The organism is Streptomyces sp. BBFR2 (assembly GCF_044497305.1).
In the GTDB taxonomy this organism is placed as follows: Bacteria; Actinomycetota; Actinomycetes; order Streptomycetales; family Streptomycetaceae; genus Streptomyces.
The window spans coordinates 5,221,637-5,238,321 of sequence record NZ_CP172415.1 but is presented as its reverse complement, the minus strand read 5'-3'; the positions used below and the strand labels follow the sequence as shown (position 1 = coordinate 5,238,321).

11 protein-coding genes are annotated in these 16,685 nt (G+C 75.1%); all 11 read left to right on the top strand.

The genetic code is table 11. The features are described 5' to 3' along the window. Positions 1-117 precede the first annotated feature (117 nt). A complete protein-coding gene (locus ACGH2B_RS21275) occupies positions 118-1,455 on the top strand; it encodes a bifunctional adenosylcobinamide kinase/adenosylcobinamide-phosphate guanylyltransferase (RefSeq protein ID WP_399092098.1) in 1,338 nt (445 codons plus the stop codon). A 62-nt stretch (positions 1,456-1,517) separates the two neighbouring features. Then, complete coding sequence (locus ACGH2B_RS21270) at positions 1,518-2,357, top strand: class I SAM-dependent methyltransferase (protein WP_399092095.1); 840 nt, start codon at positions 1,518-1,520, stop codon at positions 2,355-2,357. A 110-nt stretch (positions 2,358-2,467) separates the two neighbouring features. Then, positions 2,468-3,514 carry a nicotinate-nucleotide--dimethylbenzimidazole phosphoribosyltransferase gene (cobT, locus tag ACGH2B_RS21265; protein WP_399092092.1) on the top strand — a complete coding sequence of 349 codons (1,047 nt, stop codon included), beginning with the start codon at positions 2,468-2,470 and terminating at the stop codon, positions 3,512-3,514. 364 nt (positions 3,515-3,878) lie between these two features. Continuing rightward, entirely contained in the window at positions 3,879-4,607 is a 729-nt protein-coding gene (locus ACGH2B_RS21260) for a hypothetical protein (RefSeq protein ID WP_399092089.1), read from the top strand. 82 nt (positions 4,608-4,689) lie between these two features. Then, positions 4,690-5,526 (top strand): adenosylcobinamide-GDP ribazoletransferase, encoded by an 837-nt coding sequence (locus tag ACGH2B_RS21255; protein WP_399092086.1) that lies wholly within the window; start codon positions 4,690-4,692, stop codon positions 5,524-5,526. A gap of 315 nt (positions 5,527-5,841) precedes the next feature. Continuing rightward, the gene (locus ACGH2B_RS21250) at positions 5,842-7,389 is read left to right on the top strand and encodes a leucyl aminopeptidase (protein WP_399092083.1); all 1,548 of its coding nucleotides are present in this window, start codon (positions 5,842-5,844) and stop codon (positions 7,387-7,389) included. A 366-nt stretch (positions 7,390-7,755) separates the two neighbouring features. Next, positions 7,756-9,144, top strand: a complete 1,389-nt coding sequence (lpdA, locus tag ACGH2B_RS21245; RefSeq protein ID WP_399092080.1) for a dihydrolipoyl dehydrogenase — start codon at positions 7,756-7,758, stop codon at positions 9,142-9,144. Positions 9,145-9,234: 90 nt separating this feature from the next. Next, positions 9,235-11,001 carry a 2-oxoglutarate dehydrogenase, E2 component, dihydrolipoamide succinyltransferase gene (sucB, locus tag ACGH2B_RS21240; RefSeq protein WP_399092077.1) on the top strand — a complete coding sequence of 589 codons (1,767 nt, stop codon included), beginning with the start codon at positions 9,235-9,237 and terminating at the stop codon, positions 10,999-11,001. Positions 11,002-11,201: 200 nt separating this feature from the next. Then, positions 11,202-11,825: a GntR family transcriptional regulator gene (locus tag ACGH2B_RS21235; protein WP_399092074.1), complete on the top strand. Its 624-nt coding sequence runs from the start codon at positions 11,202-11,204 to the stop codon at positions 11,823-11,825. A 231-nt stretch (positions 11,826-12,056) separates the two neighbouring features. Then, positions 12,057-14,720: a pyruvate dehydrogenase (acetyl-transferring), homodimeric type gene (gene aceE, locus ACGH2B_RS21230; RefSeq protein WP_399092071.1), complete on the top strand. Its 2,664-nt coding sequence runs from the start codon at positions 12,057-12,059 to the stop codon at positions 14,718-14,720. 337 nt (positions 14,721-15,057) lie between these two features. Further along, positions 15,058-16,380 carry a helix-turn-helix transcriptional regulator gene (locus ACGH2B_RS21225; protein ID WP_399092068.1) on the top strand — a complete coding sequence of 441 codons (1,323 nt, stop codon included), beginning with the start codon at positions 15,058-15,060 and terminating at the stop codon, positions 16,378-16,380. Positions 16,381-16,685: the final 305 nt, after the last annotated feature.

Here is a 16,685-nt window from a genome sequence, read left to right as displayed (position 1 = left end):
GATGTGCTGCTGAGCGTGTTGTCCTGCTGGTCGTACGTGGTGCGGGCAGCAGCCTATCGGCCGTGTCGAGAGGTCCCCCGGCGCGCTGTGCGGCCCGGCCCGGGGGAAAATCGCCGGGTGGAACTGACACTGCTCGGCACCGGAGCCCCCCGGGGGCTGCCGCGCCCCGGCTGCCCGTGCGCGGCCTGCGCCACCGCCGTCGGCGACGAGGCGCGGGCGGCGACCGCGCTGCTCATCGACGGCGCGCTGCTCATCGACCTGACGCCCGGCCCGGCGTTCGCCGCCGCCCGCGCGGGGCGGTCGCTGTCGGGCGTACGGCAGGTGCTGCTGTCGCATCCGCACGACGGTCCGGCGCTGGAGGTCCCGGCGGGGCTGCCGCAGCCGGGCCGGGTCGCGGACGGGCGGGAGCTGGCGCTGCTGGACGGGCACCGGGTGCGGGCCATCGCCGTGGACATCCCCGGGACGGGTTACGAGATCGGCGGCGGAGGCGGCGAGCGGCTGCTGTACCTGCCGCCGGGCGCCGCCCCCGCCGGGCCGGTCAACGGCGCGGCGGCGGGCGGTTACGAGGCGATGGGCGGCACCGGCCCGTACGACCTGGTGCTGCTGGACGTCGCCGGGCGGCCGGACGCGCTGGCGCGGCTGCGGGCGAGCGGGGCGGTGGACGCGGCGACCGATGTGATCGCCGTCCACCTCGACCACACGGTGCCGCCGGGCCCGGAGCTGCACCGCCGGCTGGCGGCGGCGGGCGCGCGGGCGGTGCCGGACGGGACGACGGTGGTGGCCGGGGAGTTCCCGGTCGGGGCGCCGCCGGAGCTGCCGCGGCGCACGCTGGTGCTGGGCGGTGCGCGCAGCGGCAAGTCGGCCGAGGCCGAGCGGCGGCTGGAGACCTTCCCGGACGTGCTGTACGTGGCGACCGGCGGGACACGCGACGGCGACACCGAGTGGGCGCAGCGGGTGGCGCTGCACCGTGAGCGGCGGCCCCCGGGGTGGCGTACCGCGGAGACCTGCGAGCTGGTGCCGCTGCTGGCGGGCGGGGCGCGGGACACGGGCCCGGTGCTCGGCCCGGCGCGGGAGCCGGGCGCCGACCGGCGGCCGGGCCCGGGCGGCGAGGACCCCGCCGACCGGGTCTTCGACGCGTCTCCGCTGCTCATCGACTGTCTGGCGCTGTGGCTGACGCACGTCATGGACGAGGTGGGGGCGTGGGACGACGCGGCGTGGGAGGCCGGCGGGCGGCGGGCGCTGCGGGAGCGGACCGACGCGCTGGTGGCGGCCGTCCGGGCGACGCGCAGGCAGGTGGTGGCGGTCAGCAACGAAGTGGGGTCCGGGGTGGTGCCGGCGACCCCGGCCGGGCGGCGGTTCCGGGACGAACTGGGGCGGCTGAACGCGGCGTTCGGCGCCGAGTGCGAGCAGGTGCTGCTGGTCGTCGCCGGGCAGCCGCTTGCGCTGCGCGGATGACACGCGGCCGCCGGGGGACGTGTCCGCTTGCCCGGCGGCCCGGCGGCGGGTGCTCTTGAACGGTGACCGAATCCGAGCTGACGGAGCTGACCGGGCCGACCGCGCGGACGGGCCCCGGCACGGCGCCGGGGACCGCCGCCCCCGTCGGCGCCTGCCACCGCACCGCGCCGCGGGCCCACGCCCGTACCACCGCACCCGCCGCGCGTCCGGTGCGGCCGGTGCCCGAGGGGCCCGGGGCGGTCGATCCGCCCGGGGTGCGGGCGGCCGGGCGGCGTGCCCGGTGTGTGGACGCGGCGGTGCGGGCGTACGTGGCGCGGCATCCGGAGGCGACGGTGGTGGCGCTCGGCGAGGGGCTGGGCACCGGCTACTGGCGGCTGGACAACGGGCGGTTGCACTGGCTCTCGGTGCTGTCGCCGGAGACGGCGGCGGTGCGGCGGATGCTGCTGCCGGACGGGGCGCGGCGCCGCACGGTGGTCCGTCCCGCGCACGGTTTCGGCTGGCTGGACGCGGTGGGCGAGCCGTCCCGCGGGGTGATCGTGACGGCGCCGGGGCTGCTGATGCGGCTGGCGCCCGGGGAGGTGCGGGCGCTGCTGGCGGCGTGCGCGGAGCGGCTGCCCGGCGGGGCGCTGGTCTTCGACGCGCTGCCGCGGCGGGCGGCGGCGGTGGCCCGCCGGTACCGGGCGCTCGCCCCCGGGCCGCTGCCCGGCGCGGTGCGCTGGAGCCTGGATCGCGGCCAGCTCGCCGCACTCGCCGCCGTCCATCCGGCCATCGCGTCGGTACGTGAACTGCCGTCGCCGGGCGGCCGGTTGGCGCTACCGGGCGCCGCCGGCGGGTACGGGCAGCGCTTCCCGGCGCTGCGCGCGTGGACGCCGGTGGTGTGCGAGGTGCGGTTCGCGCGGTGAGGGGCGCGGGGAGGCCGCGCGGCGAGGAGCGGCGGGGTGCGGGGCGGGCCGTGGGCACCGCGCGTGCTCCGGACGCGGCCGTGGCGGGCGGTGCCGGTAATCTGCGCCCAATGAGCGCCCTGAATCTCGATGACTTCGCCCACCTGATCGAGCGCCCCGACGGCGGTGCGCGCCGTGACGCCGAGGAGCGGCGTGCCCTGCTGGCCCTGCCGCCCGGGGCGCTGGGCCGCCTGGACGAGCTGGGTGAATGGCTGGCCGCCGCGCAGCGGCAGGTGCCGGTGCGGCCGCTGGAGCGGGCCCGGGTGCTGCTCTTCGCCGGTGACCACGGGGTGGCCGCGCTGAACGTCTCCGGGCGCCCGGCGGGCGGTACGAAGGACCTCGTCACCGCCGCGCTGGAGGGCACCAGCCCGGCGGCGGTGCTGGCGCGGGGCGCCGGTGCGGAGCTGCGGGTGATCGACATGGCGGTGGACTGCGACGCCGGGGAGCTGCCCGCCGAGGTCACCCGGCACCGGGTGCGGCGCGGTTCGGGGCGGATCGACATCGAGGACGCGCTGAGCGCCGAGGAGGCCGAGGCGGCGTTCCGGGCCGGGATGGCGGTCGCCGACGAGGAGGCCGACGCCGGGACCGACCTGGTGGTGCTGGGTGACTTGAGTGTCGGCGGGACGACCGCGGCGGCCACGCTGATCGCCGCGCTGTGCGGGACCGACGCGTCGGTGGTGACCGGCCGCGGCGGCGCCGGGATCGACGATCTGGCGTGGATGCGCAAGTGCGCGGCGATCCGTGACGCGCTGCGCCGGGCCCGTCCGGTCCTCGGCGATCAACTGGAGCTGCTGGCCACCACCGGGGGCGCCGATCTGGCGGCGATCACCGGGTTCCTGCTGCAGAGCGCGGTGCGCCGGACGCCGGTGATCCTCGACGGTGTGGTGTCGGCGGCGTGTGCGCTGGTGGCGCAGCGGGTGGCGTTCCGCGCGCCGGACTGGTGGCTGGCCGGGCAGCTCAGCGGCGAACCGGCGCAGGCCAAGGCGCTGGACCGGATCGCGCTCAACCCGCTGCTCGATCACGGCGTCACAGCCGGCGAGGGGACGGGCGCCCTGCTGGCGCTGCCGCTGGTACGGGCCGCCGCCGATCTGGCGGCGCAGTTGCCGGTCCGCGACTGACCGCGGCCCCTCCCGGCCGGTGGTGGCCGGTTTCCGATTCATGCGGGAGGGGCGCCGTGCGCCGTGTCGGGAGTGGGGCGCCGTCCCCGGGGCGGGCCCGTACCGCCCCGTCCGGTGGACGGTCGCGCGGGTGTGCCCGCCGGCCGGGCCGCGCCGCCCGTCCGCCGCGCCCGTCTCCCCGTACGGAGGTCCGGGCCGTACGCGCCGGTGGCGCGCGGGGCGATTCGCTCGTCCGCGCCCCGGTGAAATGCCGCAGGTGGCGGGGGTGCGGGGCCATGCTCGGGGCAGTGCGCGCCGAGGCGTGCGGTCTTCGGGACGGGAGCGGTACGGGCGCGGCCCGCCGTGAGCAGCAGGGGAGCATCCGATGAGCGAGCCGGTCCGGCGTGGTGTGGTGCGCCGTGCCGTGGAGGCCGAGTGGGGACCGCTGTGGCGGGCCGTGCGGGGGCCGTTGGCGGCGCGCGGGCTGCGGGCGATCCCGTTCACGCTGGCGTCGGTGACGCTGACGCTGACGCTGCAGATCGTGCAGAACCAGCCGTGGGGGTACGGGCCGGTGCAGGCGGCGGGGGCGCCGACCGCCGGGACGCCGCTGTGGCTGGCGCTGCTGCGGACGCCGCTGTCGCTCTTCGTCCCGGCGCTCGATCTGCCGGTGTGGGGCGCGTTGGCGCAGGTCCTGGTGGTGTTCGGGATCGCGGAGGTGACGTTGGGCCGGTGGCGGACGCTGGCGATGGCGTATCTGGCGACGCTCGCCGGGACGCTCTACGCGCGGCTGGGCCTGCGGATCGGGCCCGGCAGTCCGGTGGGGCTGCCGCCCGGGGACGCGTGGGTGGTGGACACCGGGCCGTCGGCGGCGGTGGTGGGTCTGGCGGTGTTCGTGTGCTGGCGGCTGCGGGCGCGGGTGACGTGTGCGCTGGTGGTGGCGGCGATGGCCGGTGAGGTGGTGTTCATCAAGAACAACCTCGCGGGCAAGGAGCACCTGGCGGCGGTCGCGGCGACGCTGGTGGTGTGTCTGGTGTGGGAGGTCGCGGCGCGGCGCCGGGCGGCGGAGGCGGGCGCCGTTCCCGGCCGTCCGGAGGCGTCACGGCGCCATCCGTGACCCATCCCACATGCTCGGCTTTCGCCGTCTTTGCCGCTTTCCGTCCCGCCTGCCGCCCCCACCTCCGGGATAGCCTGCCGCGATGACCGAGACGCCCGATTCCGCCGCCCCCGCATCCGTACCGCCGCCGACGCCCGGGGAGCGGGCCGCTGCCGGGGACGCGCTGCGGTTCGCCTTCGGGACGCTGACCGTGCTGCCGGTGCGGGTGCACCGGTGGGACCGGGCGGCGGCGCGCGGCGGGATGCTCTGCGCCCCGCTGGCCGGGCTGGTCGTCGGGGCGGTCGCGGCGGCGGTCGGCGCCGCGCTGCTGGCGGCGGGCGGCTCGCCGCTGCTCGCCGCGACCGGTTCCGCCGCGGTGCCCGCCGCGCTCACCCGCGGTCTCCATCTGGACGGTCTCGCGGACACCGCCGACGGTCTGGGCAGCGGCAAGCCGCCCGCGGACGCGCTGCGCGTGATGAAACAGTCCGACATCGGCCCGTTCGGCGTCATCACCCTGCTGTTCGCGCTGGTGGCGCAGGTCGCGGCGCTGTCCGGGCTGTACGCGGACGGCTGGGCGCACGGCGCCGTGGCCGCCGTCGTGTCGGCGACCGCGGCGCGCTGCGCGCTGACCCTCGCCTGCCGCCGGGGGGTGCCCGCCGCGCGGCCGGAGGGGCTGGGCGCCGCGGTCGCCGGGGCGGTGCCGCGCGGCGCCGCGGCCGGGTGCGCGGCGCTGGTCTGCGCGGCGGCGGCCGCGGCCGGTGCGGTCGGCGGGGCGCCCGGCGCGGTGCACGCCGCGCTGGCGGTGGTGGTGGCGCTGGCCGTCGCCGAGGGGCTGCTGCGGCACTGCCGGCGGCGGCTGGACGGGGTGACGGGCGATGTGTTCGGCGCGCTCGCCGAGACGGCGGCGCTGACCGCGCTGGTGGTCCTGGCACTGGGCTGAGCCCCGCCGGGCCGCCGCGCGGGGGCCGTTGACGGCGCCTCACCCACCCGGAGTCACTGTGGCGCCGGTCTCATTCCGTCCGCGGAACAAGCCGTTCGCCCCTCTTTGCCCCGACGCCCCGAAACGGGCGGAAACCCCTCAACTCCCCTGCTCGGAGGAGGGTGTTGTGCCTCGCGGGACCTCCTTGCGGGCCCTTCTGGGGGCGGGGTGTCCGCGCCGTGCCCCGTTCCGTGCGGGCGGCCCGAGCGTAGGCTCGGCCGCACGCTGCTTGCTGAGCGCGAACGGATTCCCGGACGGAACAGGACTTTCATCACCGTGACTGCACTGACCCTCAGTACTTCCTCCGCCGCGACGGCGCGCGCGGACGCCGTCGTCGTGGGCGTGGCCAAGGGCGCCAAGGGCCCCGTCGCCGCCACCGGCGCCGAAGCCGTGGACGAGGCGTTCGGCGGCAAGCTCGCCGCCGTCCTGGAGACTCTCGGCGCGACGGGTGCCGAGGGCGAGGTGACCAAGCTGCCCGCCGCCGACGGCCTCAAGGCGCCGGTCGTGCTGGCGGTCGGCCTCGGCGCCGCGCCGGCCAAGGGCGAGACGTACGGCAACGAGACGCTGCGGCGCGCCGCGGGCAGCGCCGCCCGTGCGCTGAACGGCACGAAGAAGGCGGCCTTCGCGCTGCCGCTGGAGGACGCCGAGGCGGCTGCCGCGGTCTCCGAGGGCGCGCTGTTCGGCGCGTACGCCTTCACCGCGTTCCGCAGCGACGGCGCCCCGGCCAAGGGGAAGAAGGCCGCGAAGGCCGGCAACGGCGGCTCCGCGCCGCTCGCCGAGGTCACGCTGGTCGGCGGCAAGCCGCGGGACAAGGAGTTCAAGGCGGCGACCGAGCGCGCCCAGGTGCTGGCGGCGGAGATCCACCGCGCCCGCGACCTGGTCAACACCCCCTCCAACGCGCTGAACCCGAAGTCGTTCGCCGCCGAGGCGCAGGCGGCGGCCAAGGAGTTCGGCCTCAAGGTCGAGGTGCTGGACGAGAAGGCGCTGAAGAAGGGCGGCTACGGCGGTCTGCTCGGCGTCGGCCAGGGCTCGGAGGCCCCGCCGCGGCTGGTGCGCGTCGCGCACACCCACCCCAAGGCGGAGAAGACGCTCGCGCTGGTCGGCAAGGGCATCACGTACGACTCGGGCGGCATCTCGCTGAAGCCGGCCGGGCACAACGAGACGATGAAGTGCGACATGGCCGGCGCCGCCGCGGTGTTCGCCACCGTCGTCGCCGCCGCGCGGCTGGGCCTGGAGGTGAACGTCACCGGCTGGCTGGCGCTCGCCGAGAACATGCCGTCGGGCAACGCCACCCGCCCCGGTGACGTGCTGACGATGTACAGCGGCAAGACGGTCGAGGTGCTCAACACCGACGCCGAGGGCCGGCTGGTGCTCGCCGACGCGCTGACCCGCGCGTCGGAGGAGGAGCCGGACGCCATCGTCGACGTCGCGACGCTGACCGGCGCGATGGTGCTGGCGCTGGGCAACCGCACCTTCGGGATCATGGCGAACGACGACGCGTTCCGCACCACGATCCACGAGATCGCGGACGAGGTCGGCGAGCAGTCCTGGCCGATGCCGATGCCCGCCGAACTGCGCAAGGGCATGGACTCCCCGGTGGCCGACATCGCCAACATGGGCGAGCGGATGGGCGGCGGCCTGGTCGCCGGTCTGTTCCTGAAGGAGTTCGTCGGCGAGGGCATCACCTGGGCGCACCTCGACATCGCGGGCCCGGCGTTCCACGAGAGCGCGCCGTACGGCTACACGCACAAGGGCGGCACCGGCTCGTCGGTCCGCACCCTGCTGCGGCTGGCCGAGCGCACCGCCTCGGGCGACCTGGGCTGAGCCCCGCTCCCCTTCGCGCGCCGACGGCCCCGGGCTCACCGTCCGGGGCCGTCGGTGCGCCGCGGGTCACCGCGGCCTCGGCGCCCTGCGGGTGCGGCGTTCGCCCTCGACGAAATCCGCAGGCCCCGCCCGCCCTCCTCAGGTGGCGGTACGCGCCGCCTACGCCCGAGTAACCCGTGAGAGGCGGCTCACGTACCACCGCCAGGCCCGGCCCGCCGTCCCAGCTTCACCGAACAAGTGCGAAGATGGGTTCTCGGCAGGACAGGGCCCCCCTTACCCAGGGCCGACGTGAAGAGCGGCCGAACCACAGCCGCCGACCGGCATCGCAAGGCCGGCTCCGGCGTACCCATGCATGGAGGACGTGACGTGGCGAACGACGCCAGCACCGTTTTCGACCTAGTGATCCTCGGTGGCGGCAGTGGCGGTTACGCCGCGGCCCTGCGCGGGGCGCAGCTGGGCCTGGACGTCGCCCTGATCGAGAAGGGCAAGGTCGGCGGTACCTGCCTGCACAACGGCTGCATCCCCACCAAGGCGCTGCTGCACGCCGGCGAGATCGCCGACCAGGCTCGCGAGAGCGAGCAGTTCGGTGTCAAGGCCACCTTCGAGGGCATCGACATCGACGCCGTCCACAAGTACAAGGACGACGTCATCTCCGGCCTGTACAAGGGCCTGCAGGGGCTGATCGCCTCCCGCAAGGTGACCTACATCGAGGGTGAGGGCAAGCTCTCCTCCCCGACCTCCGTCGACGTCAACGGCGAGCGTGTGACGGGCCGCCACGTCCTGCTGGCGACCGGCTCCGTGCCGAAGTCGCTGCCGGGTCTGACCATCGACGGCGACCGCATCATCTCCTCGGACCACGCGCTGAAGCTGAACCGCGTACCGAAGTCCGCGATCGTGCTGGGCGGCGGCGTCATCGGCGTCGAGTTCGCCTCGGCGTGGAAGTCCTTCGGCACCGACGTGACCATCGTCGAGGGCCTCAAGCACCTCGTGCCGGTCGAGGACGAGAACAGCTCCAAGCTGCTGGAGCGCGCGTTCCGCAAGCGCGGCATCAAGTTCAACCTCGGCACCTTCTTCGACAAGGCCGAGTACACCGCCGACGGCGTCAAGGTGACGCTGGCCGACGGCAAGACCTTCGAGGCCGAGGTCCTCCTGGTCGCGATCGGCCGCGGGCCGGTCTCGGCGGGCCTGGGCTACGAGGAGCAGGGCGTCGCCATGGACCGCGGCTACGTCCTGGTCGACGAGTACATGCAGACCAACGTTCCGACGATCTCGGCCGTCGGCGACCTCGTCCCCACGCTCCAGCTCGCGCACGTCGGCTTCGCCGAGGGCATGCTGGTGGCGGAGCGGCTGGCGGGTCTGAAGACCGTGCCGATCGACTACGACGGCGTGCCGCGCGTGACGTACTGCCACCCCGAGGTCGCCTCGGTGGGCATCTCCGAGGCGAAGGCCAAGGAGCTGTACGGCGCCGACAAGGTCGTCACGCTGAAGTACAACCTCGCGGGCAACGGCAAGAGCAAGATCCTGAAGACCACGGGCGAGATCAAGCTCGTCCAGGTCAAGGACGGTGCCGTGGTCGGCGTCCACATGGTCGGTGACCGTATGGGCGAGCAGGTCGGTGAGGCCCAGTTGGTCTACAACTGGGAAGCCCTGCCGGCCGAGGTTGCGCAGCTCGTTCACGCGCACCCGACGCAGAACGAAGCTCTCGGGGAGGCTCACCTGGCGCTGGCCGGCAAGCCCCTCCACTCCCACGACTGACCCTCAGTCCCGGGCGCGACCACATCCGCACCTCCCCGCGGGCCGACACCGGCCCGCGCGGGAAACCATCCGTTAGGAGCAACAGAAACCATGGCGGTTTCCGTATCCCTTCCGGCGCTCGGCGAGAGCGTCACCGAGGGCACCGTCACCCGCTGGCTCAAGGCCGAGGGTGAGCGCGTCGAGGCCGACGAGCCCCTGCTGGAGGTGTCGACCGACAAGGTCGACACCGAGATCCCCGCCCCCGCCTCCGGCATCCTGGCCTCCATCAAGGTCGCCGAGGACGAGACCGTCGAGGTCGGCGCCGAGCTGGCCGTCATCGACGACGGCTCCGGCGCCCCGGCCGCGGCCCCGGCCCCGGCCGCCGCCGAGGCCCCCGCCGCGCAGCCCGAGCCCGCGGCCGCCCCCGCGGCCGAGGCCGCTCCGGCCCCCGCCGCCGCCCCGGCCGGTGGCGCCTCCGGTACCGACGTCACGCTGCCCGCGCTGGGCGAGTCGGTCACCGAGGGCACCGTCACCCGTTGGCTGAAGGAGGTCGGCGAGGAGGTCTCGGAGGACGAGCCCCTGCTGGAGGTCTCCACCGACAAGGTCGACACCGAGATCCCGGCGCCGGTCTCCGGCACCCTGCTGGAGATCCTGGTGGCCGAGGACGAGACCGCCGAGGTCGGCGCCAAGCTCGCCGTCATCGGTTCGGCCGCCGCGGCTGCTCCGGCCGCGCCCGCCGCCCCGGCTCCGGCCGCCCCGGCCGCGCCCGCCGCCCCGGCTCCGGCCGCTCCGGCTCCGGCCGCCCCCGCGGCCCCGGCGCCCGCGCCCGCCGCCCCGGCCGCCCCGGCTCCGGCTCCGGCCGCGCCCGCCGCTCCGGCCCCGGCCCCCGCGGCTCCGGCTCCGGCCGCCCCGGCGCCCGTCACCCCGGCTCCGGCCGCCGGTGAGGGCGACGGCGCGTACGTCACGCCGCTGGTGCGCAAGCTCGCCGCGGAGAACGGCGTCAACCTCGCCACGGTCAAGGGCACCGGCGTCGGTGGCCGCGTCCGCAAGCAGGACGTCATCGCCGCCGCGGAGGCCGCCAAGGCCGCCGCCGCTCCGGCTCCGGCCGCCGCGGCCGCGCCGAAGGCCGCAGCCCCCGTCATCGAGGCGTCGCCGCTGCGCGGTCAGACCGTCAAGATGCCGCGGATGCGCAAGGTCATCGGCGACAACATGATGAAGGCCCTGCACGGCCAGGCGCAGCTCACCAGCGTGGTCGAGGTGGACGTCACCAAGATCATGCGGATGCGCGCGCGGGCCAAGGACGCCTTCGCGCAGCGTGAGGGCGTCAAGCTCTCCCCGATGCCGTTCTTCGTCAAGGCCGCTGTCCAGGCGCTGAAGGCCCACCCGGTCGTCAACGCCCGGATCAACGAGGACGAGGGCACGATCACCTACTTCGACACCGAGAACGTCGGTATCGCGGTGGACGCGGAGAAGGGCCTGATGACCCCGGTCATCAAGGACGCCGGCGACCTCAACATCACCGGTATCGCCAAGAAGACCGCCGACCTCGCCGGCAAGGTCCGCTCCAACAAGATCACCCCGGACGACCTCGCCGGAGCCACGTTCACCATCTCGAACACCGGCTCGCGCGGCGCGCTCTTCGACACCGTGATCGTGCCGCCGAACCAGGTCGGCATCCTCGGTATCGGCGCCACCGTCAAGCGCCCCGTGGTCATCAACCACCCCGACCTCGGCGAGACCATCGCCGTCCGGGACATGACCTACCTGGCGCTCTCCTACGACCACCGTCTGGTGGACGGCGCGGACGCCGCCCGTTACCTGACCACGGTCAAGCAGATCCTGGAAGCCGCCGAGTTCGAGACCGAGATCGGTCTCTGAGCGAGGCGCCGACCAGCGCGTGCAACGGCCCCGTCCGGGTTCTCCCGGGCGGGGCCGCTCGCGTTCCACCCCGTGTGACCTGCGCCGGGACCGGACGGCCGTGAGCAGCGCCACGTGTGATCCGTGTCCCGGGCCGCCGCCGGGCGATGACCACGCCCCGTATCGTCTCCGTCACCACCCCATCCGCGAGGAGCACCGTCATGACCCCGCCCGTCGTCCATTCGCTGCGCGAGCAGATCCGCGAGCACATCCTTGAGGGGATCGTCCGCGGCCGGTGGCAGCCCGGCGAACGGATCGTGGAGCGGCGGATCGCGGTGGAGCTGGAGGTCAGCCAGACGCCGGTGCGGGAGGCGCTGCGGGAGCTGGAGTCGCTGCGGCTGATCGAGTCGGCGCCGAACAAGGGCGTACGGGTGCGGGACCTGACCCCCGCCGACCTCAAGGAGAGCTACCCCGTACGGGCCGGTCTGGAGCAGGTGGCGGCGGAGCTTGCGGCCGGCCGGCTGGCCGGGGACACCGGGGCGCTGGAGCGCGAGGTGGAGCGGCTGCGGGAGGCGGACCGGGCGGGCGACGGCGAGGCGCAGGTGCGGCACACGGTGGCGTTCCACCGGGAGATCGTGCGGGCGGCCGGGAACGGCGTGCTGCTGCACACCTGGGAGTCGCTGGGGGTGGAGGTGTGGACGACGCTGTCGATCCGCTGGTTCAGCCCGGAGCCGCGCTCGCACGCCCAGGATCACCAGGAGATCGTGGACGCGTTCCGGCGCCGTGATCCGCGGATCGGCCCGCTGCTCAAGGCCCATGTACTGAGCTGCGCACCGCGGGTCTGACCGGCGGTTTCTCCGGGGCGGGGGCGGCCGTACGGCGGCGTTCCCGCCCCGTTTTTCGTCTGGCACGCGGTGCCCGGGTATGCGGCACCCCGTGCCGACCTGCGGTGATTCTTCCGGGGAGCGTTGATCGATCATCGATCAGGGGCGTATGGTCGCCCGCGGGGCGCGACACCCCTGCCTGCCGAATGCCTGCCGAACGCATTCCCCCCTCTGTCCGGAAAGGGGCCACCCATGCCCGATCCCGTGCGCCTGCCGTACAGCCAGCTCGACCAGCTCCCGGACCGGGACCCGGAGGAGACGGCCGAGTGGCGCGAGTCGCTCGACGCCGTCACCGCGGCGGCGGGCCCCCACCGCGCGGCGTACCTGATGCGCCGCGCGGTGGAACACACCGCCGATCCGGCGCTCGCGCCCCTGGAGACGGACTACGTCAACACCATCCCCACCGCCGCCGAGCCGGACTTCCCCGGCGACGAGGCGATGGAGGCCCGGATCACGGCCTGGAACCGCTGGAACGCGGCCGCCATGGTCACCCGTGGCTCCAAGCTCGGCCTCGGCGGCCACATCGCCACCTTCGCGTCGGCGGCGTGGCTGTACGAGACCGGCTTCCAGCACTTCTTCCGCGGCAAGGAGGGCACGGGCAGCGGCGACCAGCTCTACATCCAGGGCCACGCCTCCCCCGGTATCTACGCCCGCGCCTTCCTCGACGGCCGCCTGAGCGAGGAGCAGCTCGACCACTTCCGCCAGGAGGCCGGCGGCGAGGGTCTGCCCTCGTACCCGCACCCGCGGCGCCTGCCCTGGCTGTGGGAGTTCCCCACCGTCTCGATGGGTCTGGGCCCGCTCTCCGCCATCTACCAGGCGCGGTTCAACCGCTACCTGGAGCACCGCGGCATCAAGGACACCGCGGACAGCCACGTCTGGGCGTTCCTCGGCGACGGTGAGATGGACGAGCCCGAGTCGACCGCCGCCCTGGCGCTGGCCGGCCGTGAGGGTCTGGACAACCTCACCTTCGTCATCAACTGCAACCTGCAGCGTCTGGACGGCCCGGTCCGCCCGAACTTCAAGATCGTTCAGGAGCTGGAGGCGCAGTTCCGCGCCGCCGGCTGGAACGTCATCAAGTCGCTGTGGGGCCGGGCGTGGGACGAGGTCTTCGCGCTCGACACCGACGGCGCGCTGGTCCGCCGGCTGCGCGAGACGCCGGACGCGCAGTTCCAGACGTACGCCACCCGCGACGCCGCCTACATACGTGAGCACTTCTTCGGTGCCACGCCGGGGCTGCGGGCGCTGGGCGACTCGCTCACCGACGCCAAGCTGCTGGAGCTGTTCCAGACCTCCCGCGCGGGCCACGAGCCGCGCAAGGTGTACGCCGCGTACCAGGCGGCCGTCGCGCACAAGGGCGCGCCGACCGTGATCCTGGCGCAGACCGTCAAGGGCTACACGCTCGGCGCCGGTTTCGAATCGCGCAACGCCAACCACCAGATGAAGAAGCTCACCGGGCAGGAGTTCCGCGCCATGCGCGACCTGCTGGAGCTGCCGATCCCGGACAGCGCCCTGGAGGGCGACACCGTCCCGTACTGGCGGCCCGCCGAGGACTCCCCCGAGATGGTCTACCTCCGGGAGCGCCGGGCGGCCCTGGACGGGCCCGCGCCCGCCCGCAAGGTGACGCCGAAGCCGCTGCCGATGCCGTCGGAGAAGGCGTTCGACGCGCTGAAGAAGGGTTCCGGAAGCCAGGAGATCGCCACCACCATGGCGTTCGTCCGGCTGGTCAAGGACCTGATGCGGGACAAGGAGACCGGCAAGCGCTGGGTTCCGGTCGTGCCCGACGAGGCCCGCACCTTCGGTATGGAGTCGCTGTTCCCGTCGGCCGGTCTGTACTCGCCGGTGGGCCAGACGTACGACCCGGTCGACCGCGATCAGCTCCTGTACTACAAGGAGGCGAAGGACGGTCAGATCCTCAACGAGGGGATCACCGAGGCCGGTTCGCTCGCGGACTTCACCGCCGCCGCCACGTCGTACGCGACGCACGGCGAGCCGATGATCCCGTTCTACATCTTCTACTCGATGTTCGGCTGGCAGCGGACGGCCGACCAGTTCTGGGCGCTCGCCGACCAGCTCGGCCGCGGCTTCGTCATCGGCGCGACCGCCGGCCGCACCACCATGACCGGTGAGGGCCTCCAGCACGCCGACGGCCACTCGCACCTGATCGCCTCCACCAACCCGGCGGCGCTCTCGTACGACCCGGCGTTCGCGTACGAGGTCGCGGTGATCGTCAAGGACGGTCTGCGCCGGATGTACGGCCCCGACGCCGAGGACGTCTTCTACTACCTGACGGTCTACAACGAGACCAAGGTGCAGCCGGCCATGCCCGCGGGGCTGGACGAGGAGGCGATCCTGCGGGGTCTGTACCGCTTCCAGGAGGCGGCCTCCCCGGCGCAGGACGCGCCGCGGCTGCAGCTCCTGGCGTCCGGTACGGCCATCCACTGGGCGCTCGACGCGCAGCGCCTGCTCGCCGAGGACTGGGGCGTGGCCGCGGACGTGTGGTCGGCGCCGTCCTGGACGGAGCTGCGCCGTGACGCGCTGGAGTGCGACGCCGCCCGGCTCGACGGTGAGGACCGCGTCCCGTACGTGACCCGTGCGCTCCAGGGCGCGCCCGGTCCCGTCGTGGCGGTCAGCGACTGGATGCGGGCGGTGCCCGACCAGATCGCGCCGTGGGTCGAGCAGGACTGGACCTCCATCGGCACCGACGGGTTCGGCCTCTCCGACACCCGTGACGCGGCCCGCCGCCACTTCGGCGTGGACCCGCAGTCGGTGACCGTCCAGGCGCTGGCCGCGCTGGCCCGCCGGGGCGACGTCAAGCCGGAGACGGTCAAGGAGGCCAAGGCGCGCTACGGCCTGTGACCAGGGGCCGCCCCTGCCCGTGACCGCGGGCGGGGCGGTTCGGCCCCGCTTCCGGGCGGTCCGGCCCCGCGCCGGCCACCGCCCCTCGGAACCGGATGGTCCGCGGTCCGCCGCGGACCACTCCCCCTCGCTCCCGTGCGGAGATCACCCACCGCGCCCGGGCTTCGCACGGGAAACCTCCGGCCCGGCCGGTCGCGCCTTCGGGCGCGGCGGGCCGGGCCGTCGGCCGTTCCGGGGTACGGAGGGCCCGCCGGTCCGTTGCCGGTCAACGGGCTTCGTGCGGTGGGGCGTTGGCCGGGCGGCGGGCGTTGTCAGTGGTGCCCGGCAGGATGGGGTCATGCGTGCTGCCCGGTTGATCAAGATGGTGCTGCTCCTCCAGTCCCGGCCGTCGCTGACCGCCGGTGAGCTGGCGCGGGAGCTGGAGGTCAGCGAGCGCACGGTCGCCCGGGACGTGCTGTCCCTCTCCGAGGCGGGCGTGCCCGTCTACGCCGACCGCGGCCGGACGGGCGGCTACCGCCTCGTCGGCGGGTACCGCACCCGGCTGACGGGCCTGGGCCGCAGCGAGGCGGAGACGCTGTTCCTGTCCGGTGTGCCGTCCGCGCTGCGCGAGATGGGGCTGGCGGACGCGGCGTCCGCGGCCCGCCTCAAGGTCTCGGCGGCGCTCCTGCCCGAGCTGCGGGAGGCCGCGTCCGGCGCCGCCCAGCGCTTCCATCTGGACGCCCCCGCCTGGTTCCGCACCCCCGAGACCCCCGCCGAACTCCCGGCCGTCGCCGAGGCGGTGTGGGGCGACCACCCGATACGCGCCCGCTACCTCCGCAAGGACCACGAGGGCCAACGGGGCGTGGAACGGGAAGTGGAACGGGAACTGGAGCCGTACGGCCTCGTGTTGAAGGCGGGGGTCTGGTATCTGGCGGCGCGGGTGGGGTCGTCCGGGACTGGGGCGCCCGGTGGGGGCGGGGCCGGTTCGGCGGTGCCCGGTGGGGGCGGGGCCGGTTCGGCGGTGGGTGGCGGGGGCGCGCCCGGTCCGGCGGAGGCTGCGGGTACGGGTGCGCCCGGTCCGGTGGGCGGCGCGGGCGCCGGGTCGTCGGCAGCCGCCGGTCACAGCAGCCCGGCGGCAGTTGCAAGTCACGGCAGCACGGCGGCAGCCGCCGGTCACGACGGCCCGGCGGGAGTTGCCGGTCACGGCGGCTCGACGCAGGGCCCGGGTGGTGGCGTGGCCGGGCCGCCGGGTGGTCCGGCCACCGCCGCGTCCGGCGCTCCGTTCCGTATCTACCGGGTCGACCGGTTCACCGGTGTGGCGGTGGCGGAGGGGCGCTTCGTCCGGGACGCCGGGTTCGATCTGCCGGGGTTCTGGGCGGAGCGGGCGGCACAGTTCGCCCGGTCGCTGCTGCGGACGGAGGTGCTGCTCCGGCTCACGGAGCGCGGCATACGGCAACTGCCGTACGTCACGGAGCCCGCTGCGGCGCGCGAGGCGGTGGCAGGCGCCCGTGGCCCGGAGGACGACGGCCGGTGGACGCTCACCCTCGCGGTCGAGGACGCCGAGGTCGCCTACGCGCAGTTGCTCGGCCTGGGCCCCGAGTGCGAGGTACTGGCACCCGAGCCGCTGCGCGCCCGCTTCACGGCGGCGGCCCGCCGGATGGCGGAGCGGTACGGCGGGTGACCACCGGCCGGGCGACCACCGACCGCGGCGACCGGCGTCGCCCGGCACCTGGGCCCGCACCACCTGCCGGGTGACCGGCGTCGCCCGCCGCCCGGACCCGTACCACCTGCCGGGTGACCGGCGTCGCCCGCCGCCCGAGCCCGAACCACCGGCCTGCCCGGCCCCCGTGCAGCGGCCCCGCCCCGCGAATTCCGTACGGCGGTCCTGTACAGCGGCTCCGTACGGGGCCTCGTACAACGTCCTCGTGCAGCGGGCCCGTACGGCGGTCCCGTCCGGGGACCTCGCACGCCGGCTCCGCCCGGCGG

Coding starts and splice junctions, on each gene's coding strand:
- ACGH2B_RS21235 (WP_399092074.1), top strand. CDS start 11,202: ATGACCCCGCCCGTCGTCCATTCGCTGCGCGAGCAGATCCGCGAGCAC.
- ACGH2B_RS21225 (WP_399092068.1), top strand. CDS start 15,058: ATGCGTGCTGCCCGGTTGATCAAGATGGTGCTGCTCCTCCAGTCCCGG.
- cobT (WP_399092092.1), top strand. CDS start 2,468: ATGAGCGCCCTGAATCTCGATGACTTCGCCCACCTGATCGAGCGCCCC.
- aceE (WP_399092071.1), top strand. CDS start 12,057: ATGCCCGATCCCGTGCGCCTGCCGTACAGCCAGCTCGACCAGCTCCCG.
- sucB (WP_399092077.1), top strand. CDS start 9,235: ATGGCGGTTTCCGTATCCCTTCCGGCGCTCGGCGAGAGCGTCACCGAG.
- ACGH2B_RS21260 (WP_399092089.1), top strand. CDS start 3,879: ATGAGCGAGCCGGTCCGGCGTGGTGTGGTGCGCCGTGCCGTGGAGGCC.
- ACGH2B_RS21255 (WP_399092086.1), top strand. CDS start 4,690: ATGACCGAGACGCCCGATTCCGCCGCCCCCGCATCCGTACCGCCGCCG.